At 31.5% G+C, this 26,693-nt stretch carries 28 protein-coding genes, 2 pseudogenes and 1 riboswitch; of the genes and pseudogenes, 16 read left to right on the top strand and 14 right to left on the bottom strand.

The window, feature by feature from the left end:
- Positions 1–163: 163 nt before the first annotated feature.
- Both murD and mraY read right to left on the bottom strand, forming a co-directional pair.
- Positions 164–1,372, bottom strand: coding sequence for a UDP-N-acetylmuramoyl-L-alanine--D-glutamate ligase (gene murD, locus AJN64_RS02425; protein WP_053872830.1), 1,209 nt, complete (start codon positions 1,370–1,372; stop codon positions 164–166).
- Positions 1,372–2,433, bottom strand: a complete 1,062-nt coding sequence (gene mraY / locus AJN64_RS02420; RefSeq protein ID WP_070210017.1) for a phospho-N-acetylmuramoyl-pentapeptide-transferase — start codon at positions 2,431–2,433, stop codon at positions 1,372–1,374. Before mraY ends, murD begins: the two co-directional genes overlap by 1 nt.
- Positions 2,434–2,512: 79 nt before the next feature.
- Here mraY and gpmI point away from each other — a divergent pair, with 79 nt between their 5' ends.
- The 7 genes from gpmI to sdhE all read left to right on the top strand — a co-directional run bounded on the left by gpmI (position 2,513) and on the right by sdhE (position 9,220).
- Positions 2,513–3,991 carry a 2,3-bisphosphoglycerate-independent phosphoglycerate mutase gene (gene gpmI / locus AJN64_RS02415; RefSeq protein WP_070210018.1) on the top strand — a complete coding sequence of 493 codons (1,479 nt, stop codon included), beginning with the start codon at positions 2,513–2,515 and terminating at the stop codon, positions 3,989–3,991.
- A complete protein-coding gene (locus AJN64_RS09880; RefSeq protein WP_032599243.1) occupies positions 3,975–4,073 on the top strand; it encodes a hypothetical protein in 99 nt (32 codons plus the stop codon). Before gpmI ends, AJN64_RS09880 begins: the two co-directional genes overlap by 17 nt.
- On the top strand, positions 4,063–4,806 hold the full coding sequence (gene fabG / locus AJN64_RS02405) for a 3-oxoacyl-ACP reductase FabG (RefSeq protein ID WP_053872497.1): 744 nt from the start codon (positions 4,063–4,065) through the stop codon (positions 4,804–4,806). Before AJN64_RS09880 ends, fabG begins: the two co-directional genes overlap by 11 nt.
- Positions 4,807–4,812: 6 nt before the next feature.
- Positions 4,813–5,223 (top strand): pyridoxamine 5'-phosphate oxidase family protein, encoded by a 411-nt coding sequence (locus AJN64_RS02400; RefSeq protein ID WP_079728974.1) that lies wholly within the window; start codon positions 4,813–4,815, stop codon positions 5,221–5,223.
- 338 nt (positions 5,224–5,561) lie between these two features.
- On the top strand, positions 5,562–7,397 hold the full coding sequence (sdhA, locus tag AJN64_RS02395) for an 8-methylmenaquinol:fumarate reductase flavoprotein subunit (RefSeq protein WP_070248379.1): 1,836 nt from the start codon (positions 5,562–5,564) through the stop codon (positions 7,395–7,397).
- A complete protein-coding gene (sdhB, locus tag AJN64_RS02390) occupies positions 7,394–8,359 on the top strand; it encodes an 8-methylmenaquinol:fumarate reductase iron-sulfur subunit (protein ID WP_070292619.1) in 966 nt (321 codons plus the stop codon). The genes sdhA and sdhB overlap by 4 nt, the downstream gene beginning before the upstream one ends.
- Before the next feature lie 3 nt (positions 8,360–8,362).
- Positions 8,363–9,220, top strand: coding sequence for an 8-methylmenaquinol:fumarate reductase membrane anchor subunit (gene sdhE, locus AJN64_RS02385; RefSeq protein WP_070292618.1), 858 nt, complete (start codon positions 8,363–8,365; stop codon positions 9,218–9,220).
- Between the two features lie 23 nt (positions 9,221–9,243).
- Here sdhE and tenA read toward each other — a convergent pair.
- Positions 9,244–9,912 (bottom strand): annotated as a pseudogene (gene tenA / locus AJN64_RS02380) (thiaminase II).
- 109 nt (positions 9,913–10,021) lie between these two features.
- Here tenA and acpP point away from each other — a divergent pair.
- The 5 genes from acpP to AJN64_RS02355 all read left to right on the top strand — a co-directional run bounded on the left by acpP (position 10,022) and on the right by AJN64_RS02355 (position 15,321).
- On the top strand, positions 10,022–10,255 hold the full coding sequence (acpP, locus tag AJN64_RS02375) for an acyl carrier protein (protein ID WP_002854831.1): 234 nt from the start codon (positions 10,022–10,024) through the stop codon (positions 10,253–10,255).
- Between the two features lie 25 nt (positions 10,256–10,280).
- On the top strand, positions 10,281–11,495 hold the full coding sequence (locus tag AJN64_RS02370; RefSeq protein ID WP_070292617.1) for a beta-ketoacyl-ACP synthase II: 1,215 nt from the start codon (positions 10,281–10,283) through the stop codon (positions 11,493–11,495).
- Position 11,496: 1 nt separating this feature from the next.
- Positions 11,497–12,435: an acetyl-CoA carboxylase carboxyltransferase subunit alpha gene (locus AJN64_RS02365; RefSeq protein ID WP_044261650.1), complete on the top strand. Its 939-nt coding sequence runs from the start codon at positions 11,497–11,499 to the stop codon at positions 12,433–12,435.
- A 135-nt stretch (positions 12,436–12,570) separates the two neighbouring features.
- On the top strand, positions 12,571–14,643 hold the full coding sequence (locus AJN64_RS02360) for a TonB-dependent receptor domain-containing protein (RefSeq protein ID WP_053872261.1): 2,073 nt from the start codon (positions 12,571–12,573) through the stop codon (positions 14,641–14,643).
- Positions 14,644–14,724: 81 nt separating this feature from the next.
- Positions 14,725–15,321, top strand: a complete 597-nt coding sequence (locus tag AJN64_RS02355; RefSeq protein ID WP_002920998.1) for an NUDIX domain-containing protein — start codon at positions 14,725–14,727, stop codon at positions 15,319–15,321.
- A gap of 30 nt (positions 15,322–15,351) precedes the next feature.
- Here AJN64_RS02355 and AJN64_RS09920 read toward each other — a convergent pair whose 3' ends face one another.
- From AJN64_RS09920 to rpmB, 4 genes and pseudogenes are all read right to left on the bottom strand, one after another.
- Positions 15,352–15,786 (bottom strand): CZB domain-containing protein, encoded by a 435-nt coding sequence (locus tag AJN64_RS09920; RefSeq protein ID WP_370651196.1) that lies wholly within the window; start codon positions 15,784–15,786, stop codon positions 15,352–15,354.
- Between the two features lie 3 nt (positions 15,787–15,789).
- Positions 15,790–16,038: pseudogene (locus AJN64_RS09915) on the bottom strand (methyl-accepting chemotaxis protein); the annotation flags it as partial.
- A 420-nt stretch (positions 16,039–16,458) separates the two neighbouring features.
- Positions 16,459–16,674, bottom strand: coding sequence for a YdcH family protein (locus tag AJN64_RS02345; protein WP_002855201.1), 216 nt, complete (start codon positions 16,672–16,674; stop codon positions 16,459–16,461).
- A gap of 184 nt (positions 16,675–16,858) precedes the next feature.
- A complete protein-coding gene (rpmB, locus tag AJN64_RS02340) occupies positions 16,859–17,053 on the bottom strand; it encodes a 50S ribosomal protein L28 (RefSeq protein WP_002854974.1) in 195 nt (64 codons plus the stop codon).
- A 139-nt stretch (positions 17,054–17,192) separates the two neighbouring features.
- Between rpmB and rpe the strand changes: the two genes are divergently transcribed.
- From rpe to thiC, 3 genes are all read left to right on the top strand, one after another.
- Positions 17,193–17,840, top strand: coding sequence for a ribulose-phosphate 3-epimerase (rpe, locus tag AJN64_RS02335; protein ID WP_070233370.1), 648 nt, complete (start codon positions 17,193–17,195; stop codon positions 17,838–17,840).
- Entirely contained in the window at positions 17,837–18,598 is a 762-nt protein-coding gene (locus tag AJN64_RS02330) for a 3'-5' exonuclease (RefSeq protein ID WP_070233371.1), read from the top strand. The genes rpe and AJN64_RS02330 overlap by 4 nt, the downstream gene beginning before the upstream one ends.
- Before the next feature lie 21 nt (positions 18,599–18,619).
- Positions 18,620–18,724: riboswitch (TPP riboswitch) on the top strand.
- A gap of 56 nt (positions 18,725–18,780) precedes the next feature.
- Entirely contained in the window at positions 18,781–20,073 is a 1,293-nt protein-coding gene (gene thiC / locus AJN64_RS02325; RefSeq protein WP_070292616.1) for a phosphomethylpyrimidine synthase ThiC, read from the top strand.
- On the opposite strand, the gene AJN64_RS02320 is transcribed toward thiC, so the two are convergent.
- The 6 genes from AJN64_RS02320 to AJN64_RS02295 are packed head-to-tail and all read right to left on the bottom strand — an operon-like array spanning position 20,065 to position 24,211.
- Positions 20,065–20,583, bottom strand: coding sequence for a hypothetical protein (locus AJN64_RS02320; RefSeq protein WP_002868197.1), 519 nt, complete (start codon positions 20,581–20,583; stop codon positions 20,065–20,067). The two genes, thiC and AJN64_RS02320, sit on opposite strands and share 9 nt — an antisense overlap.
- Positions 20,573–21,100, bottom strand: coding sequence for a hypothetical protein (locus AJN64_RS02315; RefSeq protein ID WP_002858498.1), 528 nt, complete (start codon positions 21,098–21,100; stop codon positions 20,573–20,575). Before AJN64_RS02315 ends, AJN64_RS02320 begins: the two co-directional genes overlap by 11 nt.
- Entirely contained in the window at positions 21,097–22,056 is a 960-nt protein-coding gene (locus tag AJN64_RS02310; RefSeq protein WP_002880681.1) for a hypothetical protein, read from the bottom strand. Before AJN64_RS02310 ends, AJN64_RS02315 begins: the two co-directional genes overlap by 4 nt.
- Before the next feature lies 1 nt (position 22,057).
- Positions 22,058–22,687, bottom strand: coding sequence for a lysophospholipid acyltransferase family protein (locus AJN64_RS02305; RefSeq protein WP_002871183.1), 630 nt, complete (start codon positions 22,685–22,687; stop codon positions 22,058–22,060).
- Positions 22,671–23,972 carry a tRNA (N6-isopentenyl adenosine(37)-C2)-methylthiotransferase MiaB gene (gene miaB / locus AJN64_RS02300; protein ID WP_070292615.1) on the bottom strand — a complete coding sequence of 434 codons (1,302 nt, stop codon included), beginning with the start codon at positions 23,970–23,972 and terminating at the stop codon, positions 22,671–22,673. The genes AJN64_RS02305 and miaB overlap by 17 nt, the downstream gene beginning before the upstream one ends.
- Positions 23,969–24,211 carry an HP0268 family nuclease gene (locus AJN64_RS02295; protein WP_002851103.1) on the bottom strand — a complete coding sequence of 81 codons (243 nt, stop codon included), beginning with the start codon at positions 24,209–24,211 and terminating at the stop codon, positions 23,969–23,971. The genes miaB and AJN64_RS02295 overlap by 4 nt, the downstream gene beginning before the upstream one ends.
- 127 nt (positions 24,212–24,338) lie before the next feature.
- On the opposite strand from AJN64_RS02295, the gene nusA reads away from it, so the two are divergent.
- Positions 24,339–25,427 carry a transcription termination factor NusA gene (gene nusA / locus AJN64_RS02290; protein WP_070292614.1) on the top strand — a complete coding sequence of 363 codons (1,089 nt, stop codon included), beginning with the start codon at positions 24,339–24,341 and terminating at the stop codon, positions 25,425–25,427.
- Between the two features lie 15 nt (positions 25,428–25,442).
- Here nusA and AJN64_RS02285 read toward each other — a convergent pair whose 3' ends face one another.
- Positions 25,443–26,630 (bottom strand): MFS transporter, encoded by a 1,188-nt coding sequence (locus tag AJN64_RS02285; protein WP_070292613.1) that lies wholly within the window; start codon positions 26,628–26,630, stop codon positions 25,443–25,445.
- Between the last annotated feature and the right edge of the window lie 63 nt (positions 26,631–26,693).

Genomic DNA, 26,693 nt, shown 5'->3' with positions numbered 1-26,693 from the left:
CTTACTTTATATATAAATCCTATGTTTATTTTTATTGTTGTTTTAGATGACACTTAGAATAGTGTTTAAAAAAGAGTTTGTTGCTGGTTAGGGTTTTTAGAGAGAATAGGGTGTTTTTAGGGGTTTGGAAAGTTTAATATATTTGTATGGATTGTATAATAAATTAAATTTTATTCACACATTCTTTAAAGACTTTTCCACGCTCTACGTAAGAGTTGAACTGATCTAAACTTGCGCAAGCGGGACTTAAAAGAGCCACTTCATTGACTCTTAAGTGATTTGAAATTTCATTTACAGCTTTAGATAAAACTTCACATTTATAGGCTTTCAAATTCGCTTTTTTTGCATAATCAAGCATTTTTTCGGTACTAATACCTATAGCATAGAGTTCTATGTTAAAATTTTTCATAAAATCAAATAAATTGCTAAGATCTACACCCTTATCATCTCCCCCTATGATAAGATGGATTTTTTTATCTTTATAGCGACTAAGTGCAGCCATTACAGCACTTTCATTTGTAGCTTTAGTGTCATTTACCCAAAGCCTATTTTGACTGTCTTTTAGCTCTTCGAGTTTATTTTTTTCCATTACAAAGCTATTTAAAAGCTCATAGCTTAAAGTATCAAGTAGAATTTTTTCTATAGCTAAAGCCATGATAGCATCGAGTAAAAAAGGACTTTTAAAGGAAATTTTTTCCGTATCAATGCCAAATTTAACAGCTAGATCTTTTTCATCTTCATAGCTTATTTTATGGGCTTTTGTTGGAGTATTTGCATAAATTTTAGGCAGTATTACTACATCACATTCATTCATTCTTTTTAAAACGCTTAGCTTATCTTGAACATAATTATCAAAACTTCCATGCCAAGAAAGATGATCAGGACTTATAGGTAAAAGTGCATAAATTTCAGGTTTAGCTTTATGAGTGTAGTGTAGGGTAAAAGATGAAGTTTCAAGTATCCAAAGTTTTGCATAAGGATCAAGCTCTGCTAAAGGAGTTCCAACATTTCCACCCATAACAGCACCAATGTGTGATAATAAATGCGTTGCCATTTGAGTGGTAGTGGTTTTGCCATTGGTTCCGCTTATCCAAACGGATTTTGGCATGATATCATAAAAAAAGTCATATTCGCTTTGTAAATTTTTTGCTTTTTGAATGAGTTTGTGCTTTGGTGGAAAACCTGGACTAGGAATTTCAATATCGCTTAAATTATCATCAAAATCATTAGGATTTAAAAGTAAATTTCCTAGTGTATCTTTTTTTGTTTCTGTAAAATGATCATCATAAATATCAAAAGGCCCAAATTTATCTACCAAATTTTCAGCAATAGCACGTGTGGTTTTTCCGTATCCAAAAAGTGAAATTTTCATTATCTTAGCTTTATTGATGCAAGTGCAAGTAAATTTGAAAGTAAGGCTATCATCCAAAAACGCACTATAATTTTATTTTCTACCCAGCCAACTTTTTCAAAATGATGATGAATAGGCGCCATTTTAAATACTCTTTTATTAAAAATTTTAAAACTTCCAACTTGTAAAATTACAGAAACAGTTTCAAGAACAAAAACAAAACCTATGAGTAAAAGTAAAATTTCATTTTTGCTAATAACGGCTAAAAATCCTATAAAGCCACCTAAAGCTAAACTTCCACTATCTCCCATAAAAACTTGCGCAGGATAACAGTTGTACCATAAAAATCCCATTAAAGCACCGATTAATGCAGCACAAATAATCACCACTTCGCCCAAACCTTGAATTTTTGGCAAAAGTAAATATTCACTATAATTTAAATTTCCGCTCAAATATAAGAATATTCCTAAAGTAGATAAAGAAAAAATACTTGGAACTGTAGCTAAGCCATCAAGTCCATCGGTTAAATTTACAGCATTAGAGCTAGAAATTAAAACCAAAATCCAAAAAGCAATGGCAAAAATTTCCATATCAAAAAGAGGATGTTTGTAAAAAGGTATAAAAAGTTCTGTGCTAAGTTCTGAACTAAAATATAAAGGCAAGATACAAATAAGTCCTGCGATGATTTGCGCTAAAAGCTTCATTTTTGGGCTAAGTCCTGAGTGATTATCTTTTTTTAGAACTTTACCTAAATCATCTACGAGTCCTATCAAACAAAAAAGTATCAAACAAAGCAAAGCACTTATAGCAAAAATATTATCAAATTTGATACAAGATAAACTTGCAATTACTGCAGAACTGATGAAAATAAGTCCACCCATAGTTGGAGTATGGCATTTGGTTTTATGAGTTTCTGGAGCGTATTCGTAAATAGGTTGACTAGCGTTTTTATTTTTAGCCCAAGCAATAAATTTAGGCATTAAAAATAAAGACAAACATAAAGCGATAAAAAATGCAAATCCTGCACGCACACTAATATAAGTAAAAAAAGCATAATGACTTAAATCTGAAAGATAATACAAAACCTAGCCTTCTTTTTGGTTTTTAAAAGTTTAATTTTAGTAAAATCTAACCAAAAAAATTCTTATAAAAGAGAGAAAAATGAAGCAAAAATGTGTTTTAATTATTACAGATGGAATAGGGTATAATAAAAATAGTAAGTTTAATGCTTTTGAAGCAGCTAAAAAACCAAGTTATGAAAAGCTTTTCAAGGAAGTTCCAAATTCTTTACTAAAAACGAGTGGTTTGGCTGTAGGTTTACCAGAAGGACAAATGGGAAATAGTGAAGTAGGGCATATGTGTATAGGAAGTGGGCGTATTATTTATCAAAATTTAGTGCGTATTAATAAAGCCATTGAAAACAAAGAGCTTGAAAAAAATGAGAATTTGCAAAAACTTTTAGCAAAATGTAAAAGAGTGCATATTATAGGGCTTTATAGTGATGGCGGGGTGCATTCTATGGATACGCATTTTAAAGCCATGCTTGAAATTTGTGCGAAAAATGGCAATGAAGTTTTTGCTCACGCAATCACTGATGGGCGTGATGTAAGTCCAAAAAGTGGTTTAAATTTCATAAAAGATTTAAAAGAATTTTGTGAAAACTTAGGTGTGCATTTTGCTACGCTTTGTGGGCGTTTTTATGCTATGGATAGAGATAAGCGTTGGGATAGGGTAAAAGAGTATTATGAGTGTTTATTGGGTAAGGCTTATAACGTGTCAAATTTGTTAGAATACATGCAAAAATCTTACGATGAAAATATTACTGATGAATTTATCAAAGCAGCTCAAAATGAGAATTACAAGGGCATGAGAGAAGAAGATGGCATTATCTTTATTAACTTTAGAAATGATAGAATGAAACAACTCGTTGAAGTGTTAAATTCTAAAGATTTTAAAGAGTTTGAACGCGAAAAAATCTTTGAAAATTTACTTACTATGAGTGTTTATGATGATAAATTTAAACTCCCTGTGCTTTTTGAAAAAGAAAAAATTGAAAATACTTTAGCGCAAGTGATTTCTAAAGCAGGGCTTAGTCAGCTTCATACCGCAGAAACCGAAAAATATGCCCATGTAACTTTCTTTTTTAATGGCGGAAAAGAAGAGCTTTTGGAAAATGAAACAAGGGTTTTAATCCCAAGTCCTAAGGTAAAAACCTATGATGAAAAACCCCAAATGAGTGCTTTTGAAGTGTGTAATGCAGTGAAAAAAGGTATAGAAAAGGGTGAGGATTTTATAGTGGTAAATTTTGCAAATGGAGATATGGTGGGACATACAGGCGATTTTAATGCTGCTATAAAGGCTGTTGAGGCGGTGGATACTTGTTTGGGCGAGATTGTAGAATGTGCAAAAAAGCATGATTATGCTTTTATCATTACAAGTGATCATGGAAATTGCGAAGCTATGCAAGATGAAAAAGGAAATTTGCTTACCAATCACACCACTTTTGATGTTTTTGTTTTTGTGCAAGCAAAGGGAGTTTCAAAGATTAAAGCCAATATGGGGCTGAGTAATATAGCTGCAAGCGTGCTTAAAATTTTAGACTTAGAAATTCCAAAAGAAATGAATGAGGCTTTGTTTTAGTTTGTTTGCCTTTTTTGTAAGAAATTTGTTAAGATTGCAATTTTTAAAATTAAACTTATTAAGGATAGATAATGAAATTTAGCGGAAAAAATGTTTTAATTACCGGAGCAAGTAAGGGAATAGGTGCTTCTATTGCAAAAACTTTGGCAGGTTTTGGGCTTAAAGTTTGGATCAATTATCGTTCAAAACCTGAACTTGCGGATGCTTTAAAAGATGAAATTATTGCAAGTGGTAGTGTTGCTGCTGTGATTAAATTTGATGCAAGTAAAGAAGATGAGTTTGAAAACGGTGTAAAAACCATAGTGGAGAGCGATGGAGAACTAAGTTATCTTGTAAATAATGCAGGCATTACAAATGATAAACTTGCTTTAAGAATGAAATTAGAGGACTTTAGTGGCGTTGTGGATACGAATTTAAGCTCAGCTTTTTTAGGTTGTAGAGAAGCTTTAAAAACCATGAGTAAAAAACGTTTTGGTGCTGTTGTAAATATCGCTTCTATTGTCGGAGAAATGGGCAATGCTGGACAAGTAAATTATTCTGCTAGTAAAGGTGGAATGATAGCTATGACTAAATCTTTTGCTAAAGAAGGAGCAAGTAGAAATTTACGCTTTAACTGTGTAACTCCAGGTTTCATAAAAAGCGATATGACTGAAGTTTTAAGTGATGAAATCAAACAAGCTTATCAAGATAATATTCCTTTAAAACGCTTTGCAGAACCTGAAGAAGTGGCTAATTGTGTAGCGTTTTTACTCAGTGATTATGCCTCTTATGTGACAGGCGATGTGCTTAAGATCAATGGTGGTTTATATATGTAAGGAAAAATGATGGATTTAAAAGAAATAGCACAATTTTTAGATGATAATGTACCGGCATTTTTAGCCACTTTAGGAACTTGTGGAAATCCTAGAGTGCGTCCTATACAAAGTCCATTGCTTGTGGGAGATAAAATTTATTTTTGCACAGCAAACACAAAAGGACTTTTTAAGCATATAAAAAATTATAATGGTATTGAATTTTGTTCTTGTGCAAAAGATGGGACTTTTTTAAGACTTAGGGCTAATGCGGTTTTTGAATCAAATTTAGAAGTTAAAAAAATGATGTTTGAAAAATATCCTTATCTTGTAAATCTTTATGAAACTCCGCAAAATCCAAAATTTGAAGTTTTTTATCTCGAACATTTAAGCGCTAGAATGCAATTTATGAATGGAGAATTTAAGCTTTTTAAGGCTTAATGATTTGATAATTTTATTAACTATATATTAATTAAGATAAATATTATCTTAATTAATATTAACTTTTTGTTATTTTTTTAAGGTATAATCATTCCGTTTAATTTGCAAGGAATAGATTATGATATATTGCAAAAATTTTTTAATATTTATTTTATTATATTCGTCTATCTTCTTTGATTACTTATCTTATACTTTTTTATATTTATTAAATTATAAATTTATTTTTAATCCATTTTATATTGAAAGGAGAGTTTGTTTTTGGATTTTTGGCATGCGGTTATGTAAGATTGACTTACATTAAAAAATTATTATTAATTTTTTTAAATAAGGAGAATGATATGGGTGAATTTTCTAGAAGAGATTTTATAAAAACAGCCTGTATTAGTGTAGGAGCTTTAGCTGCAAGTTCAAGTGGAGTTTATGCCTTAGATGATTCATCTAAGATAGATAAAGATACAAATTTACCTTCTTGTGATGTTTTGGTAATTGGATCAGGTGGAGCAGGTTTGCGTGCTGCAGCCGCAGTGAGAAAAGAAAATCCAAAATTAAGCGTTGTAGTAGCTACAAAGATGATGCCATCGCGTAACGCAACTTGTATGGCAGAGGGTGGAATTAATGGAGTTACTGATTTTTCTAATGGAGATTCCTATAAATTACATGCTTATGATACTATCAAAGGCGGAGCTTACTTGGTAGATCAAGATGCGGCTTTAAAATTTTGTGAATTAGCTGGAAAGGCTATTTTTAATATGGATTTTATAGGAACCTTGTTTTCAAGAAATGAGCAAGGTGGGGTAGCTCAGCGTTTAATGGGAGGAGCTTCTAAGAAACGCTGTAACTATTCTGCAGATAAAACAGGTCATATTTTAATGCATTCTTGTTTGGATGATGCTATTAGTAGTGGTGTGAAATTTTTAATGGATCATGAGCTTTTGGATATAGGTGTTGTGGATGGAAAATGCGAGGGTGTTGTTTTAAGAGATATACAAAGCGGTGGAATTTATCCTGTGTTATGCAAAGCTTTGGTGATTGCTACAGGGGGATACACAAGGATATTTTATAATAGAACTTCAACTCCTTTTATTGCCACAGGAGATGGTGTGGCAGCTGCTCTTAGAGCAGGACTTGGTTTTGAAGATCCTGAGATGATACAATTTCACCCAACAGGAGTTGCAAATGGTGGAACTCTTATTACAGAAGCGGCGCGCGGTGAAGGGGGATATCTTTTAAATAATCGTGGTGAGCGTTTTATGAAAAATTACCATGAAAAAATGGAGCTTGCACCCCGAGATGTGGTTGCGCGTGCTATAGAAACAGAAATTCGTGAAGGTAGAGGTTATGGCGAGGGGCTTGGAGCTTATGTTTTGTGCGATGTACGCCACTTAGGAAAAGAAAAAATTTTAAAAGATTTACCAAAAATTCGTCACACTGCAATGCTTTTTGAAAATATTGATTTAGTAGATACTCCTGTACCTATCCGTCCAACGGCGCATTATTCTATGGGTGGAATTGAAGTGGCTAAATTTGAAGATATGAGTACTAAAATTGCTGGAATTTATGTAGGTGGGGAAGCTTCTTGTATTTCTATACATGGAGCTAATAGACTAGGGGGAAATTCTTTAGCCGATGCAGTTGTAACAGGGCATTTAGCAGGCATTGGTGCGACAAATTATGCTAAAGATGCAAGTTTTGGAAAAGGGGCAAAAACTCATGAACTTGCTCAAAAATGGCTGGCTAGATTTAAAGAAATTACAAATAATGGCGGAAATGGTCAAGAAATGTATGAATTGCGAGAAGAGCTAGGAAGTCAAAATTGGGATAATATGGGGATTTTTAGAACTCAAGAAAAACTCGATCTTCTAGCAAAAAATTTAGAAGATATACAAGCAAGATATGAAAAAATTCGTATTCCAAATCCTAATGAAGTGATGAATACTGCTTTTACAGATTATGTAGAGCTTGGTAATTTGATTTTACTTTCTCGCTGTGCTTGTTTAGCAGCTAGAAATAGACTTGAAAGTCGTGGGGCTCATACTAGAGAAGATTATCCAAAGCGAGATGATAAAAATTTCTTAAAACATAGCATTGTAAATTTAGAAAATGATGAATTAAAGCTTAGTTATAAAGATGTCGTGGTAACTGAGTTTTCACTTGATGGAAGGAGAGTACAATGAAAATCATCATAGATCGTTTTAATGGCAAGGAAAAATATGAACAAAGTTATGATATTGATGATAAGGATATACAGGGAAAAACTCTGCTCTCTCTTTTGCTTTTTATCAAAAAAACAAAAGATATTACTTTAAATTTTACCGCCTCTTGTCAATCTGCAATTTGTGGGGCTTGTGCAGTTCGTGCGAATGGGCATTCTTATCTTGCTTGTGATACTAAAATGCAAGATTTGTTAAAAGAATATGATAACCCTTCAAGTATACGCATTTCTCCGCTTGGAAATTTTAGAGTAATTTCTGATTTAATTGTGGATTGGGAGCCTTCTATAGAAAATTTAAGAAAAATTCGTCCTGCCATGGTGGCAAAAAATGAATTTTCAGCGGAAAAGGGCTGTAAACAAAGTCAAGAAGAATTTGATCGTATTAGCAAGCAATGGGATTGTATTTTATGTGGTAGCTGTGCCTCAGAGTGTAATAAATTAGAAGCAGATAGTAGCGATTATATGCAACCTTTTGTTTTTACTCATGCTTGGCGTGCAGCGGCAGACTCTCGAGGTAAGGATCCTATGTTGCATGTAAAACCTAGTGTAATGAATGGACTTTGGCTTTGTGTTCATTGTCAAGAGTGCGCTGATCGTTGTCCAAAGGGTATAAGTTCAGTAAGTGATATAGCAAATTTAAGAGTGATGGCGATTAAAAAAGGTTTAAATGAAGGCTTAGGGCCTGATCATGCTGAAGCTTTTTATAAAGATTTAGTTGAAGGTTCAGGACGCTTGAATGAAATTTATCTTGCTTTGCGTTCCGAGGGTGTTATAGGTTCTATGGGCAAAACAGATATAGCTTTTAAACTTATGCGCGCAGGAAAAATGAATCCTATGCATGTTTTTGGTGAGGATGAAATAGAAGGGCATAAAGATTTGGTTAAAATGATAAAGGCGGCACAAGAAGCTGCTGTTAAGGAGTAAAATATGCAAAAAGAATACGCTTTTTTTCCAGGTTGTGTTTTATCTCAAGCTGCAAAAGAATCTAAAATTTCACTTGAAGCTATTGCACCTATTTTGGGTTGGAAATTAAATGAAATTAAGGGATGGAGTTGTTGTGGGGCTTCTCAAGCGCAGTGTGTTGATCCTATTGTGACTTTGGTAGCTAATGCAAGAAATATTGCTTTAGCAGAAGAGATGAAAATGCCAATGCTTACAACTTGTAGTACTTGTATGCTAACTTTAACTAAAGCAAAAAATACTCTTGATAAGGGTGCAAAAGAACGCATAAATACTTTTTTAGCACAAGGTGGAATGAAATATCAAGGTTCAACACCTATTACAAGTCTTTTGTGGGAGCTTTATGAGGATTTGGATAATTTAAAAAGCAAGGTGAAAAAGCCGCTTTCAAATTTAAAAGTAGCTTTATTTTATGGTTGCCATAGTTTAAGACCTGAAGATGCTTTCGGTAAAAAAGAAAGTTCAACCAATCCAAAAAGTTTTGAAAGTGTAGTAGAAGTTTTAGGGGCTAAAATAGTTCCTTTTGAAAAACGCCTTGATTGTTGTGGTTTTCATGCTTCTTATCCTGCAGAAAAATCTGTGAAAAAAATGTCTAGTCAAATTGTCAATAATGCAAGTGAAAATCAAGCTGATTGTGTTGTAACACCTTGCCCACTTTGTCAAATGCAGCTTGATATCTATCAAGAAAGATTTCAAGATTATACTAATTCTAAAGCAAGATTGCCTATTATTCATTTATCACAATTAGTAGGACTTGCATTAGGACTTTCTAAAGAAATGGTTGGTTTAGATTATAATATTATTGATGCAAGTAAAATTGCATAAAAACATGGGCAAAAAGCCCATGTTTAAAGATTTAATTCCATTCTTAAAGAATGCTCCCAAAAAGCCACTTCCAAGCGTGTTACAGTATGAAAAATTTCGCTGAGTTTTTGGAATTTTTGTGCACTAACACTTGAAGTATAAGAATTAACAAAATCTTCAAATTCTTTAGCTTCATTTTGAAAATTTTCACTTCCATAGGTCAAAATCCATTCCTTGTAAGGATGATCTTTTAAATTTTCATTTTTTAAACGATTTATAATTTCAGCACCTATTTTTGCATAGCCTATAGCGCAAGCACTAAGAGCAACTAACATATCTAAAAAATCTCCATTTTCACCTACGCTTAACATATAACGCGAATAGGCTATATTGACTAAACTTTCATCTTTTATATCGAGTTCATCTGCATTAATACCAAGAGATAAAATTGCACGATGAAGCTCCATTTCTCCTTCAACTATATAATTTTGAAATTTCATAGCAAAACGAAGTTCTTTTGCGGTATTTGAGTTAAGTGCTAATCTTGCATAACATTTTGCGTAATTAAGCAAATAAATATAATCTTACTTGAGATAAAAAAGAAAATTTTCTTGCTTTAGGCTTTTATCTTCCAATTTTTTAACAAAATCATGATGTAGATAAGCATTCCAAATTTTTTGATTTTCTTTGATTAAATTAGAGAAAAGCATTATTTTTCCTTTATGTTTTAATATTTTATTTTCAAGTATAATGAAAAACTATAAATATTTTAAGCTTTTTATAGTAAAATACGCTTTATTTTAATTTTTTGAAGGAGAACAAATGGCAACATTTGATGATGTAAAAGCAGTAGTAGTAGAGCAATTAAGTATTGATGCAGATGCAGTTAAAATGGAATCAAAAATTATTGAAGATTTAGGTGCTGATTCTTTAGATGTTGTAGAGCTTATTATGGCTTTAGAAGAAAAATTTGAAGTAGAAATTCCAGATAGTGATGCTGAAAAATTAATTAAAATTGAAGATGTTGTAAATTATATTGACAATCTAAAAAAATAATTTTTTTCTTGCAAGGAGCTTATTCTTGAAAAGAGTTGTAGTTACAGGTATTGGTATGATCAATGCCCTTGGTTTAGATAAAGAAAGTTCATTTAAAGCAATTTGCAATGGAGAAAGTGGAGTAAATAAAATTACTCTTTTTGATGCCACAGACTTTCCTGTTCAAATTGCAGCTGAAGTTAAAAATTTTGATCCATTAGAGGTTGTTGATGGCAAAGAAGTAAAAAAAATTGACCGTTTCATACAACTTGGAATTAAAGCAGCAAGAGAAGCAATGCAGGATGCTGGATTTAGTGAAGAATTAGACAAAGAAGAATTTGGCATTGTTTCGGCTGCTGGTATTGGAGGTTTGCCTAACATAGAAAAAAATTCCATTATTTGTTCCGAGCGAGGTCCGCGTAAAATTTCCCCTTTTTTCATACCTTCAGCACTTGTAAATATGTTAGGAGGTTTGATTTCTATAGAGCATGGACTTAAAGGGCCAAATATTTCTTGTGTTACAGCTTGTGCAGCAGGAACTCATGCTATAGGAGAAGCTTATAAAAGTATAGCTTTGGGAAATGCTAAAAAGATGTTAGTCATAGGTGCAGAAGCTGCGATTTGTCCTGTGGGTATAGGTGGTTTTGCTTCAATGAAAGCTTTATCAACTAGAAATGAAGATCCACAGCATGCTTCAAGACCATTTGACAAAGAAAGAGATGGTTTTGTTATGGGAGAAGGTGCTGGAGCTTTAGTTTTTGAGGAATATGAAGAGGCTAAAAAACGTAGTGCTACGATTTATGCTGAATTAATTGGATTTGGAGAAAGTGCAGATGCACATCATATTACTTCACCAACTTTAGATGGACCTTTAAGAGCTATGAAAAAAGCTTTAAATATGGCAGGGAATCCAAAGGTAGATTATATCAATGCACATGGAACTTCAACTCCTGTAAATGATAAAAATGAAACAGCAGCAATTAAAGAGCTTTTTGGTAATAATATCCCACTTGTAAGTTCCACAAAAGGACAAACAGGTCATTGCTTAGGCGCTGCAGGTGCAATTGAAGCAGTTATCAGTGTTATGGCTTTAAGAGATGGGGTAGTTCCACCTACAATCAATCAGCTTGTAAAAGATGAGGAATGTGATCTTGATTATGTTCCAAATATATCAAGAAAATCAGATTTAAAAGTGGCAATGAGTAATTCTTTTGGTTTTGGTGGCACAAATGGCTGTGTTGTATTTAAAAAAGTAGATTAATATGGCTTCTTATTTAGATTTTGAAAAAAATATTCAGCAAATTGATGAGGATATTATCAACGCTCAGATTAAAGGAGATACTGAAGCTGTATCGATTTTAAAGAAAAATCTTGAAAAAGAAATTTCTAAAACTTATAAAAATTTAAGCGATTTTCAACGTTTGCAATTAGCACGCCATCCAGATCGTCCTTACGCTCTTGATTATATTGAACTTATTTTAAACGATGCTCACGAAATACATGGTGACCGTGCTTTTAGAGATGATCCTGCTATTGTTTGTTTTATGGGTTATTTAGGAGAGAAAAAAATAATTGTAATTGGCGAGCAAAAAGGGCGTGGAACAAAAGATAAAATCGCTAGAAATTTTGGTATGCCACATCCTGAAGGTTATCGTAAAGCTTTAAGGGTAGCAAGACTTGCAGAGAAGTTCCAAATTCCTATCTTATTTTTAATAGATACTCCGGGTGCTTATCCTGGTGTAGGTGCTGAAGAAAGAGGGCAAAGTGAAGCTATCGCTAGAAATTTATATGAATTAAGTGATTTGAAAATACCGACCATTGCTATAGTTATTGGAGAAGGCGGTAGCGGTGGGGCGCTAGCTATAGGGGTTGCAGATAGACTTGCAATGATGAAAAATTCTGTTTTTTCAGTAATTTCTCCTGAAGGTTGTGCTGCAATACTTTGGAATGATCCTGCAAAAAGTGAAGCTGCAACCAAGGCTATGAAGGTAACGGCTGATGATTTAAAATCTCAAGGTTTAATTGATGATGTTATAGATGAGCCTACAAATGGTGCACATCGTAATAAAGAAGCTGCAGCAGTAGCTATTGCTGATTATGTAAAAAAATCTCTAAATGAACTTGAAAATATTGATACGCGAGAACTTTCTGCAAATCGTATGCAGAAAATTTTAAAGCTTGGAGCCTACCAAGAGGCTTAAGCTTTTACTTCACTTTTTTTAAATAATTTTATTATCTATAATTATTATCAAAATTAAGTTAATTAAAAGTATTCTTTTTTTATACTTCAAAAATGATTTTAAATATCAAAATAATTATTTTTTAAAGGAATTAATTTGACTCAAATCAAAAATATAAAATTTAAAAAAAGTTTACTGTGTTTTTTAATTTTATCTGGAGCTTTGTTAAAAGCAGAAGAAAAATATCAACTTAATGATGTTGTGGTTAGTGCTAGTGGTTTTGAACAAGATTTGGTTGATGCGCCTGCTAGTATTTCTATCATTACAAAAGAAGAGCTTGAAAAAAAGCCAATTAAGGATATAGGGGAGGCTATAGGAGATATTCCAGGTGTAGATGTGACTATGAATAAAACAGGCACTTATGATTTTAGCATACGAGGTTTTGGTAGTTCTTATACTCTAGTTTTAATTGATGGAAAACGTCAAAGTGTTGCAAATGGGTTTTATGATAATGGTTTTAGTGGCAGTGAGTCAGGATATCTACCACCTTTGTCTATGATAGAGCGTATTGAGGTTATACGTGGTCCAGCTTCTACACTTTATGGCAGTGATGCTGTAGGCGGTGTGATAAATATTATCACTAAGAAAAATCCTGATAAGACTGAGGCAAATATAGAATTTAACACTCTTTTGCAACAGCACTCTAATCACTATGGCAATGCTGGGGGATTTAACGCTTATGTGGCAACTCCTTTGATTGAAGATGCATTATCAATTTCTGTAAGGTTGAAGTATTATGATAAGGCAGCTTCTGATTTAAAATGGCCTACACCGGTTTGGAATAGTAGTCAACAAAGACCTGATAATTATCAAATTGCTAGCCATAGTCCAGGTGCTTTTACTAGTTTAGGTTTTGGTTCTAGGCTTAATTGGACAGTAGATGATAAAAATAATATATATTTTGATATAGAACGATATATTAATGAAATTTCAGTGAATTCTACAAGTAGTAGGGCTATTAAAAGTGAAAGACAACTTTTTAAGGATAATATTGTTTTAAATCATGATGGTAACTATGATTTTGGTTCAACTAACTCATATTTACAATATGGTAGCACTAAGGATAAGGAGCTACATAGCCAAATTTGGGTAGGAGAAGGTAAGGTTGTTTTACCTTGGAATTTAGGTCAGTACGGTAATTTAGTAAATACCTTTGGTGCAAGGATTGATTATGAGATGTTAAAAAATGATCAAGCAAGCGCAGGTAGTCAAATAAGAGGTAAAAATCTTGATCAAACCACGGTTGCGCTTTATGGGGAAAATGAGTATTTTATAACAGATGATTTGATTTTTACTACAGGTTTGCGTTATATTTATAGCGATTTGTTTGATTCTGAATTTACGCCTAGGGTTTATTTGGTTTATCACTTAAATGATAATATAGCCTTGAAAGGAGGTGTTTCAAAAGGCTATAAAACTCCTGCTGCCAAGCAGTTGACAAATGGATATTATAATTATGCCAATAATAATGCTTATTTTGGAAACCCTAACTTAAAACCAGAAGAAAGTATAAATTATGAATTGGGTGTTGATTTTAGGGTATTTGATTTTGCACATTATTCTATTACAGGATTTATTACTGATTTTACAAATCAAATCAGTAGTGAAGATTTAACAGGCTCATTAAATGGTATTAATTGCGATAATAATACTGTTTGTACTCGTCCTATTAATCTTGGAAAAACACAGACTAAAGGTATAGAATTTGCATTTAATACTAAAACTTACAATGGTTTTAGCCTAAATTCAAGTTATACTTTTATGGATAATCGCTACAAAGATGGTCAAAAAAATTGGTTTGGCGGTGATAGAATAGAAAATTTACCAAGACATATAGCAATGTTAAAATTAAACTATGAGCGAGGTAAATTTAGTTCCTATATAAAAACACGAGCAAGACTTGATACTATAGCTAAAGCAAAAGGTGGCGGTAATGGTAGTTTGCCATGGCAAAAATATAAGCCTTTTTATATAGTGGATTTAGGGATAAATTATAAAATTAATAAGCAATCTAGCTTAAGTTTTGCAGTGCAAAATCTTTTTGATAAAAATTTCTTCGATCCTCAAGTTACTAAATGGGATGGGGCTAATCCTGCTGGATATGCAAATCGTTATCAAGACTATACAGAAGGAAGGAGTTTTTGGTTGAGTTATAAATATGATTTTTAATTTTTTAAGGCTTTAATCACCTTTATATTTTCAAAAAAGCAAAAATAAAGTACAATGTGAAAAATAAATAAAGGTTTTATTATGGCGTTTAAAAATTTAAAAGAACTTTCTTTTGAAAAATCAAATTATATTAAGCCTAAGAGATTTGCTTATGAAAGTAATGGTAAGTTTTGTACTTGGGATTTTATAGAATCTAAAGATAGTGTTTCAGTGCTTTTGTATCATAAAGAATTAGAAAGTTTTATTTTTGTACGCCAATTTCGTATACCACTTTGGTATCATCAAATGCATGATAAAGATTATGTAAAAGATGATAATATGGGCTATACTATAGAGCTTTGTTCTGGGCTTGTGGATAAAAAATTATCTTTAGAGGAAATAGCAAAAGAAGAATGTATAGAAGAACTAGGATATGCTCCTAAAAATTTAGAAAAAATAGGAGATTTTTATACAGGGTTTGGTTCAGGTGTAAGCAAGCAAAGCTTTTATTTCGCAGAAGTTGATGAAAAAGATAAAATTTCTTCTGGAGGTGGAGTTGATGATGAAGAGATTGAAGCTGTTTATGTTAAGGTGCAGGATTTTGAAAAAAAATGTAAAAATATGATAAGAACGCCTTTGCTTGATTTTGCTTATATGTGGTTTTTAAAGGAGAAGTGGGGAAAATTAAAGATTATTTAGGTTAAACCTTAAAAAGGTTCAACCTAGGATTTAATGATCTGACTCATCAAGCATTTCTTTAAATACATTGAAAAGATCAAGCGATGCATTTTCAGCAACTTCGCATTTATTAATTATGCTGTGTTGAGTAATATCTTTGCTAATATCTTCTGTATTTGCTATTGTTATAGCATTATTCATATTTTCATGAACTTTTTCATGTGGCTCGTTAATTTTTAAGAAGCTTTTATTTTGCCCAAATCTTTCTTTTCCTGTGCTAGCAAGCCATTTTCCTAAGCGACAAGATGTATGATCGGCTAATTGCTTTCCTGATTTGGAAAAAATTTCTTTATAACCATTTAATTTAAAAGCTATATGATCTAGTTTTGCTAAAGATACGAAAGCTTCTGAAGCGATACCAACTGCATTTGAATTAGTAGAATGCGCTTCATTTACTAAGTGGGTAAATTTTTCGGAAAAACTCATAATATGAGCATTAGAATCTATAGAAATTTTTTCAACTTGCTCACTTTGAGTATACATTTCATTTGCATTTTGCTTTAGAAGGTTGATATTCATTTCAACTTCTGTGGTTGCTTTTTGTGTTTTTTCAGCTAGTTTTCTTACTTCATCGGCAACAACAGCAAAACCACGCCCATGTTCACCTGCGCGTGCAGCTTCTATGGCAGCGTTAAGAGCTAAAAGATTGGTTTGATCGGAAACATCTTTAATTAGATTAATTACATTAGTAATTTCATCTACACTTCTATGCAATGTTCCTGCAACATCTCTTGTTTTATTGGCTGATTCTGTAATATCCCCTAAGGAAGCATTGATAGAATTAGCAATATGGTTAAGTTCATCCATTTCAGCAAGAGAAGTTTTAGAATAACTAGAGATAACTTCTGCTTTATTTACATTTTCTAACATGTCGCCTTGAACAATAGTGATATTTTTTAATACCCCAGTTAATAAAACATTTAAAAGATCTGTTTTAAGTTTAGATTCCAAAGCCGCTTGTTCTAATGATGCAATTTTATTTTTTAATTCTAAATTTTCCGATTGAAATTTTTCAATTTTATGTGTAAGATTTTTATTTTCTTCTTCAAGTTTTTGAAGATCAGAATGGTTTATTTTACTTCCAAACATTGTTTTGCCTTATTTTTTATAATTTGCTAGATATTGGCTAAGTTCATCTTTTACATGAAGCTTTTCTTTTTTTAAGGTTGAAATTTCCATGCTGCTAAGAGAAGTTCTACCTTCTTCTGCATCTTTAATCATGTCATCAAGTTCATTATGACGATCAAATAGTTTATCAAAATGAGCATCTTTACCTTTTAGCTCTGACATTAATTCTCTATATTCATGTAGCATAAACTCTCCTTGTATTAGTGAAATTTAAAATTCATTTAATAAGGTATTTTACACTATTAAAAGATATTTTTGGCTTAAAAAATAATAAACTTAATAATAATTTTTAAATGTGTGTTATATAAGTGATTTATTAAATTTTATTTTTAAATTTGAAATATTAAAATTGAGGAATAAATCCTCAAAATTATTTAGAATTTTGTTTTTTTAGAGTTCTCAGAGTAGAAGCTGCAATTCTCATTTTTCTCGTGGTGCCATCTTCTAAAGTTACACGAACTGTTCTGAGATTAGGTAAAAAGCGTCTTTTTGTTTTATTGTTAGCATGGCTGACATTATTACCCACCATTGGACCCTTGCCTGTGATTTGACATACTCTTGCCATTTTCTTGTCCTTATGAAAATTTTTAAATGGAGATTCTATCAAAATTAAGCTTAAAATATTCCATAATTTATAGTTTTTTTAATATATAAGTCGATAAAATATTATTTATCACATTTATATATAGTTTAAGGTTTTGATCATGTATGTAGCTCCAAGTTTATTGTCTGCAAATTTTTTGAAATTAGAAGAAGAAGTTAAAGCTATTGAAGCTGCAGGTGCGGATCTTTTGCATATTGATGTAATGGATGGACACTTTGTTCCAAATTTGACTTTCGGACCTTGCGTGATTGAAAAAATTTCAACTATTAGTAAGTTGCCATTAGATGTGCATTTGATGGTTAAAGATGTAAGTAAATTTATAGATCTTTTTATCCCTTTGAAACCAAAATTTATTTCTTTTCATATGGAAAGCGAAGTTCATCCTATAAGACTTTGTGAATATATAAGAAGTCAAGGAATCCATCCTGCTATTGTTTTAAATCCACACACTTCTATTGATTCTATTAAACACATGCTAGAATTTGTAGATATGGTACTTTTAATGAGTGTTAATCCTGGGTTTGGTGGGCAAAAATTTTTACCTTTAGTACATGAAAAAATCAAAGAATTGCGCCAAATGATTGATAAAAAAAATGCTAAAGTTTTTATAGAGGTTGATGGTGGTGTTAATGGTTTAAATGCTAGCGATTTAGAAGAGTCCGGAGCTGATATTTTGGTGGCTGGAAGTTATATTTTTTCTTCTAATGATTATAAAACTGCAATTTCATCTTTAAAGCTTGAATTTTGAGTTTACAGCAAATTGATCAGATTATTTCTATATTAAATAAGCAAAGCAAGCCTTATGATTGGGTGATGCAAGAGTTTGCCAAAGTTGAAGAATTAAAAAATTTTAATTTAGATTTAGAAACTTTTGAGCTTTTGGGTTTGGGCTTAACTTTGAATAAAGATAATATTTTTACCCTTAAAACACGCACAACAAAAATTAAAGATGAAATTTTTTGTATAGTAGATATAGAAAGTACTGGTGGGGTAAGTAAGGGAGAAATTTTAGAAATTGGAGCGGTTAAAATTCAAAACTCTAAAGAAATTGGACGCTTTCAAAGTTTTATTAAAGTAAAAGAAATTCCAGAAAATATAACCGAACTTACGGGTATTATTTATGAGATGGTGGAAAATGCTCCAAGTTTAGCAAAGGTTTTAAGTGATTTTAGGCTTTTTTTAAAAGACAGTATTTTTGTAGCGCATAATGTGCGTTTTGATTATAGTTTTATTTCTAAGGCTTTAAATGAGTGTGGTTTTGGCATTTTGCTTAATCGTCGTATTTGCACTATAGAATTTGCACAATGTTGTATAGAAAGTCCAAAATATAAACTAGAGGTTTTGAAAGAATTTCTTGGCGTGGAAAATACGCATCATAGGGCCTTAGATGATGCTTTGGCAGCTACTGAAATTTTTAAATATTGCCTTGGAAAACTTCCTTATCATATAAAAACTACAGAAGAACTTATAAATTTTACAAAAACTGCACGCATAAAGCAAAAATAAATATTTAAAGTGTATAATTAAAACATAAATGACGGGAGCTTGTGTAACAGGCTGAGAGTAAGCTAAAAGCTTAGACCGAACCGGATCTGGATAATGCCAGCGTCGGGAAGATTTATAAATTTCAATACTTTAAAAATTTATACTCACCCTTCATTTATCCAAATTTTTTAAAGGATAAATTTATGAAAACTCAAATGAATTATGCCAAAGAAGGTGTTTTTACTAAAGAAATGCAGATTGTTGCACAAAAAGAAAATTTAAGTAAAGATTTTTTGCTTGAAAATATTGCTTGCGGTAAAATTATTATCCCTGCAAATATTAATCATAATAGTCTTGATCCAAATGGTATAGGTTTTGGATTGCGTACTAAGGTTAATGTAAATTTAGGAGTTTCAAATGATTGTGTTGATTATAGCGAGGAAATGAAAAAAGTAGAGCTTGCTCATAAATTTGACATAGAAGCGATTATGGACTTAAGCAATTATGGCAAAACAAGTCGTTTTAGAGATGAGCTTGTTAATGTTTCAAAAGCTATGATAGGAACAGTTCCTGTATATGATGCAGTAGGATTTTTAGAAAAAGATTTAAAACAAATTAATGCCAAAGACTTTTTAGATGTTGTATATCATCATGCTAAAAGTGGGGTTGATTTTATGACAATTCATGCAGGTATTAATTCTCGCGCAGCGCATATTTTTAAACAAAGTAAAAGACTTACAAATATAGTTTCAAGAGGAGGCTCTGTGCTTTATGCTTGGATGATGATGAAAGATGCTGAAAATCCTTTTTTTGAGTATTATGATGATTTGCTTGATATTTGTTTAAAATACGATGTAACTTTATCTTTGGGTGATGCTTTGCGTCCTGGCTCTACCCACGATGCAAGTGATGGGGCACAAATTTCAGAGCTTATAGAATTATCACTCCTTACTCAAAGGGCTTGGGATGTTGGGGTTCAAGTAATGATAGAAGGTCCAGGGCATATGGCTATTAATGAAATAGAGGCAAATATGCAATTAGAAAAGCGTTTATGCAAAGGAGCGCCTTTTTATGTCTTAGGACCTTTGGTAACAGATATTGGCGCAGGGTATGATCATATTAGTGGTGCTATTGGAGGAGCTGTGGCTGCAGCTAGCGGTGCTGATATGCTGTGCTATGTAACACCTGCTGAACACTTAAGACTTCCAAATTTAGAAGATGTTAGAGAGGGTATAGTTGCGACTAAAATTGCAGCTCATGCAGGAGATATAGCTAAACTTCCAAAAGAAAGATCAAGAGATAATGAGATGAGTAAGGCTAGACAAGAGATAGATTGGGAGAAAATGTTTAAACTTGCTATTGATGGAGAAAAGGCCAAAAAAATGTTTAATGAGCGTCGCCCTGATGATTTAAACTCATGTTCCATGTGTGGAAAAATGTGTGCAATGAATACTATGAATCAAATTTTAAAAGGCGAGGATGTGAGTTTAGCTTGAATAAACTTTGAGAGTAAGATCTATAGAGATACCTTGCTCTCCTGCTTTAAGATTAAGTGGATAATCAAGCTTGATTAAGTTATTATAGTTTTTTAGAGCATCAATAAAATCATAAAGTCTTCTAGGATTGTTCATTGTCGCTTTAATGGCTAAGCGGTTTTTTAGATATTTTTCTTGTTTTTCGGGCTTAGTTTCTTGAATTTTTACGTTTTGAAAATATTTTTGTAAAAAAATATCAAAATTTCCTATATTAAAATTTTGCTCAAATTGCTCTAAACTTTTGTTGTTTTCGCTTCTTAGAGTTGATATTTTATCTTCACTAAAGTCAAATTTTGATTTAGCGGCTTTTAAGATAGCAAGTTGTGAGTTTTCTCTAAGATTTGCTTGTTTGTAGTTTTTTAATGTCGGTAAAAGTAAAAATAAGATCAAGGCTGTGCAAACGCTTATAAAACTTAACGCGCAAATGATAAGCTTTAATAAATCAATTTCTTCTAGACTTTTATCTTTCATCTGCAACTCCTGGAATTTGTTTACTAATACTAACAAAACGATACCACCCATTATCTAAGCGATAATAGGTTGTATAGCTTTGATCAAAGATGCTTTTTAAAGGGGTTTCTAAAAGTAGAGTAAACATTTCTCTTGTAGGAGTGACTCCGATAAGTTTTAAGGAATATTCGTCTTGTTCAACACTTTCAAGAGTAATATTATCAGTTTTTACAATAATATCAAATAGATTTCTTAAGCTTTCTTTAACAATTTGATTTTGAGTGTTAAAATTTTTCGCTATTTGGCTTTGATCAAATAAAATTTCATAAAGCATTTCATTTTGCTTAGTTTGATTTTGAAGCACTATAACTTGTTGTTTTTCATCATCGATAGAGCTATTGATTAATGCAATTTTTATTGTATATGTAAAATATACTAGCAAGATAAATAATATACTAAAACCAAAAAGTCCTAGCCAAATTTTATCAAAGAGTGTGAAAATAGGTTTTTTTCTTGGCTGTATGAAGCTATAAGTCATTTAAGCTCCTTTCGCATCAACTCTATCATAAGATCTAAGGTGTTGATTTGTTTCGTTTTTATCTCTAAAAAAGTTTCACTTTCTAAAAAATCAATAGCACTTATGTTAATATCTGATTCGCTATATAATAAAATACCATTGATAAATACCCCAGCATATTTATCATCATTATAAAATTTTTCAATGCTCGTAATAATATAACGACAAAGTTCCATATCATTGCTAAATTGATTTAATTCATCAAGATTAAAATTATCATTATTATCCAAAGTTTCAAGATTATTTTCTTGATCAAGTAGATCAAATTTATTATTTAAGGCTTCATTGAAGTTATCTAAGGTAACTTCAGTATCATCGTTGTTGTTTTCAATTTCTTGATTATCTTCTGATGGAAGTTCAAGCTCTAAACCTAATTCTTGCTCAAATATTTTAAAATCACCGTATAAAATAGTATTGCCTTTAGCAACAATAATTGCCAAAAGATGTCCTTGTTTAAATCCATAAAGTAAAATTTGATCATCAGGCTGTTTTTCTTTTTGTATATTGTAGTAAAGAAGGGCAAAAGGGGAATATAAAAAATCTAAACCTCTATATTCTTCAAAAAGCTCGCTATAATATTCCACATGTTCGGTAGCCGTATAAACAAGGGCATTATTAAATAAAATATGCTGTAAGCTGATTTTTCCTATATTAAAGTGCTCACAATCTTGAATATTTGTACTAGGTATTAATCCTTGTTCTTTGGCGTCTAAAAATAAAGCAGTGTGGTAAAATAAGAAATGCTTGCTTAAATTTTTTATGTATTCTAATAAATTTTCACTTTTATCAAAAGTTTTTTCATTGCTACTGATTAGTTTATTTCCTCTGTAAATAGAAGCTTTTACAATATTTTTTTTATCTTCTAAAATAATACTAATAAAAAGTTGTGGAAATATTTTTTTAAGTAAAAATAACATTTCATTCCTTAAATTGATCAGCTAAGCTAATTTTATCAAATTGTTCCATTAGAAATTCTTTAGCTTTTTCTTTATCTAAAGATAAAATATCCAAAGGTTCACTTAGACTATAAGTAATCTTACTAAAAGGTTTTGGCAAGATCATCTTATCCCAACTTTTAAATTCCCAAAAACGATTTGCTTCATAGTTTAAAATTCTTATCTTTAGTTCTTTTTTTTGAGCCAAAATGATAGAACCATCTGAAATACTATGATAAGGCCCACGTGGACCATCAGGCGTGATAACTATATCGTCATTTTGTTCTAAAACTTTAAATGCAGCTCTAAGTGCACTGCTAGCACCCCTTGAAGTGCTTCCTCTTACAGTATCAAGACCGAAAAGCTTGATGATTTTTGCAATTTGTTCTCCATCTTTATGGTGGGAGATCATGACATAGGCTTTTTTATTTTTTTGTCTATAATGTCTAAACGCAAAAGGCATGAGTGCTAATTTTCCATGCCAAAAAAGTATCACACTAGCTTTACAATCAACTTTTTCACCTTTATAGTGCTTTTTACAGCTTAAAAAAATAAGCCATTGCAAGATGAAAATTATATATGTTAAGCAATGGATTTTAAACGATTTCCCCATATAAAACCATACGCTTTGCATTAGTGATTTTTACTTCTTTAAATTGCCCTAAAAGTTCTTCGCTACCTTCAACTTGAACTAAAAAATTATTATCTGTTCTTCCAGCAATGCTATTGCCTGCTCTTAATTCTTCAAATAAAACTTTAAAAGTTTTATTTTCTTGTTTTTTTACAATTTCATCTAAAATTTCACTATGACGATTTTGTAAGGTGCTAAGTCTTCTTGAAGCTGTTTCTTCATCGATTTGATTAGGCATGGTTGCGGCTTTTGTTAAAGGGCGTTTGGAGTATTTAAAAGAAAAAATTTGTTCAAAACGCACTTTTTCCAAAACATCCATAGTTTCTTCAAAATCTTTTTCACTTTCCCCTGGAAAAGCTACAATAATGTCTGTAGAAATGCTAACATGTGGACAAAGTTCTCTAAGTTTTAAAGCTCTATTTAAATACCATTCTTTAGTATAGCCACGCTTCATAGCTTTTAAAATTTCACTTGAGCCACTTTGTAAAGGCATATGCATGGATTTACAAACTTTTGGATTATTGGCAAAAACTTCTAAAAATTTATCATCCATGTGCAAAGGATGTGGACTTGTAAAGCGAATGCGTTCCAAACCTTCTATAGTGCTAAGTTCTTCTAAAAGATCTGAAAAGTCCATTTTTTTATGTTCGTTTCTAAATCTTTTGCCGTAGTTATTGACATTTTGTCCTAGCAAGAAAATCTCTTTAGCGCCTTTTTCAACGGCTTTTTGAGCTTCTTTGTAGATGATGTTAAAAGGTATGGAAATTTCATCTCCTCTAGTATGTGGCACTATGCAATAAGTGCAGTGTTTATCACAACCTATGGAGATATTAATATAGGATTTATAAATACTATTTCGAAAATCTGCAAAAGCAAATTCACTTTCATCATAGTCTATGTCCACCCCCATAAATTTTGGAGTTTTTATAGCTTGAGTGATTTTGGAAATATTTCTTGCCCCTAGAACAAAATCCACATAAGGAGCACGTTTGAAAATTTCATTTCCCAAATGTGATGCAGTGCATCCACAAACTCCTATTTTAGCACCTTCTTTTTTAACTTTTTCAAAGCCACCCACTTCTGAGAAAAGTTTATGCACAGGTTTTTCACGCACTGAACAAGTATTAATAAGAATAAGATCTGCTTCTTTGATATCTTCTGTTAGTGCGTAATTTTCTTTTTGTGTTAATTCTGCGATCATATGCTCAGAATCTCTGACATTCATCGCACAACCTAAAGTTTGGATAAAAAGTTTTTTAGCACTCAAAGAATATGTACCTCATACATAAAATCATTATCATCAAGTCCGTATTTTACGGTTCTATGATAAATGCTTACTCCTTTTTTTTCAAAATGATTTACAAGGGCAATGAGTTGTTTGTGTGTATTATCTTTATCAAAATAAAAAAACTTTTGTCCTTCTTTTTCTATAGCCTCTTCGATTTTTTCTAGGCTAATATTTTTAGGTTTTTCATTAATCAAAGTTCTTGCCAATTTTAATTCCATAGCTAAATCCTTAAGAATTTTCATTTTAATCTGTAATTTTAGCAAATTTTACTTTTAATTAAACTTATTAAGGATATAATTTTTGCCTACATTATTTAAATTTCCCACAAAAAAGGTTTTATAAAATATGGAAAAGATAGCAGATATTATCGAATCTATTGCTAATGAAAAAAATTTAAACTTAGAGAATGTAAAAGAAAAAGTAGCTACCGCTTTAATCAATACTGCAAAAAGAATTTATGGACAAGAATATGAGTTTTTTGTAGATCCTAAAAATTTAAATCTTTATCAAAAAATTACCATAGTAGCAGATAATGACGAGAGATTACAAAATAAAAGTGAGAGTTTTATCGCGTTAAGTAAGGCAAAATCAGAAGCTCCAGATGTTGAAATAGGAGATGAATTAACTTATGAATGTTCTTTGGAAAATTTAGGAAGAACTGCGGTAAATACCTTGCATAAAGAACTTGAATATCATATACAAAAATTATTAGAACAAACTATTTTTGAAAAATATAAAAACAAAGTAGGGCAAATGGTTTTTGGTACAGTTGTTAGAGTGGATAATGAAGAAAATACTTTTATTGAAATAGATGAATTAAGAGCTTTTTTACCGAGAAAAAATCGCATTAAAGGGGAAAAGTTTAAAATAGGCGATGTGGTAAAAGCTGTGATACGCCGTGTTTATACAGATAAGGGTATTAAAATCGAGCTTAGTCGTACAAGTCCTAAATTTTTAGAATGTTTACTTGAAGCTGAGGTTCCAGAAATCAAAGATGGTTATGTCAATATTATAGGATGTGCTAGAATTCCAGGTGAAAGAGCAAAAATCATTCTTCAGGCCAATGGAGTAAATATCGATCCTGTAGGTGCTACAGTAGGTGTTAAAGGTGTAAGAATTAATGCAGTAAGCAAAGAGCTTCATAATGAAAATATTGATTGTATAGAATTTACAAATGAGAGTGAAATTTTAATTTCTCGTGCCTTAGCTCCTGCTATTGTAAATTCTGTAAAAATTGAAGATAAAAAAGCTATTGTAAGTTTAAATAGCGAACAAAAAAGTAAAGCTATAGGAAAAAATGGTATTAATATTCGCCTTGCTTCTATGTTAAGTGGTTATGAAATAGAGCTCAATGAATTAAGCTCATCGCAGCTAAATAATGCCATCAGCAATGAAGAAGCAATGAAAAATCTTCAAGATTTATTTAAAATTTAAAATATTTGTGAATTTTCACAAATATTTTTTATAAAACCACTTCCAATAAAATGCCGCAAAGATAAAAATCATACCCAATAAGCCTGTAATTAGTTCTAAACTCAAGCCTATTTCAAATAAAAAGCCCATAAGCATTGAAATAATAGCGCTAAAACTAAGATAAATCATATCTGTATAAGCGATCACTCTACCATGATATTCTTTGTCAGCATTTTTTTGTATCATAGTGTAGGTGTAAGCCCAAAGTGCTGAGGTAAAAAAACCTGCGCCAATTAAACCTAAAAAAGAAATATAAAAATTAAATTGAGTTAAAGCCCAAAGTATAATACCTAAGCCTTGACCAAGATACATGTAAAATAAATTTTTATCATTAATAAATTTGCTTAAAACCATAGGTCCTATAGCTAAAGAACAAGCACGTACTGCATTTAAAAACCCTATTACTAAAGCAGCAGATAAAACTTCTTTATATTGATGTTGCGCTAAAAGCGTAACCAAGGTTTCATAAGCAGTTAAACCTATAAAAGCGTGAAGCAAGATAAGATGAAAAATTATTTTATTATTTAAAACATAGAAAAATCCTTCTTTTATCATGGTAAAAAAGCGACTTTGTGTTTTTTGATGAAAATCAGGAATGCTTAATCTTACTAAAAAAGAAATGCCTATGAGTATAAGTACACAGTCAAATAAAAAAGCGGTTTTAACTCCTAGAAAATAAATAAAAATTCCCGCACTTGCCATACCTGCTGTATAAGAAATCGCCCAAATGACACTGTGCATTTCATTAGCGAGTTTAAGTTCTTGAGGGGTTAAAATTTTCGCCAATAAACTCATTTCAGCTTGAAAATAAATCGAAGCAACGCAAAGTCTTATGAAGATTAAAATAAACAAAAGCCAAAGCATGCTAAGACTTGTGACAAAAATAAGACAAAAAATAGAAATTAATTCTATGCTAATCATACTGAGTAAAAGTTTTTTAGGTTTATTTTTCTCTACTATGACGCCATTAATAGGAGCAAGTAAAACTCCAGGTAAAAAAGCAAGCATAGCACTTGTAGCCGTTGCCCAAGTAGGAGCATTAAGTTCGACTAAAAGGGTAAAAACTCCCGTTTGAGAAAACCATGCTCCAAAATATACTATAAACTGAACCGAAGCTAATATTCTGATATTTTTATTATTTTTTAATAGTTCAATGCAATTCATAAGCGAAACTATAGCATAATTTATATTTTAAATGCTATAATTATTTTAATTATGTAAAAAACA

The organism is Campylobacter sp. BCW_4332, from assembly GCF_001763175.1.
Classification (GTDB): Bacteria; Campylobacterota; Campylobacteria; order Campylobacterales; family Campylobacteraceae; genus Campylobacter_D; species Campylobacter_D jejuni.
This window is presented reverse-complemented; position numbering and strand designations above follow the sequence as displayed.